The sequence below is a fragment of the Pontibacillus litoralis JSM 072002 genome, from assembly GCF_000775615.1.
GTDB classification, from domain to species: Bacteria; Bacillota; Bacilli; order Bacillales; family BH030062; genus Pontibacillus; species Pontibacillus litoralis.
Window position 1 is genome coordinate 1 of record NZ_AVPG01000068.1, and the last position, 647, is coordinate 647.

The 647-nt window shown below is 42.0% G+C and carries 1 protein-coding gene; it reads right to left on the reverse strand.

Annotation, left to right across the window (positions count from 1 at the left end):
- Positions 1–647 (reverse strand): IS256 family transposase (locus N784_RS15720; protein WP_036836530.1); only part of this gene is annotated, 647 nt, incomplete at both ends.

The following is a 647-nucleotide window of genomic DNA, read 5'->3' on the forward strand; positions in this document are numbered from 1 at the left end:
CAGCGATTCCTCGTTCGGAAACTGCTCTTTGCGCTTTGTATGTTTCTTGATTTGTTTATTAAAAGACTCAATTAAATTCGTCGAATAAATGCTTCGCCAAATGTCTTTTGGGAACTGATAAAACGTTAGAAGATGTGGATTTTCAAGCAATGATTGCGTGACTTTTTTATAAGATTTGCCCCATTTATCACAGAACGCATCCAGCGCTTGCCCGGCTGTTTCTGCGTCCATGGCTTGGTGGACTGTTTTGAAATCCTCGCAAATTTCTTGGCGATCTTCTACACGTACTTTATGGGCAATATTACGCCCAACATGTACGAGACACACTTGATATTTCGCTTTTGGAAACGCAGCGAAAACAGCGTCCGCCATGCCTTTTAAACCGTCTGAAACAAATAATAAAACGTCTTCAACGCCACGCTCTTTTAACTCTTCCAATAGCTCTTGCCAGTTGTAAGCAGATTCTGTTGGGGCAATTGTGTACGCCAACACTTCTTTTGATCCGTCTTCACGAATACCAACAGCGATATAAACAGCCTCTTTAGAAACCGTATCACGGCGCACCGCAATATACGTCGCGTCTAAATACACGCATACGTAACGATTGTGTAATGGACGGTTATGAAACGCTTCTACATTTTCAGAAA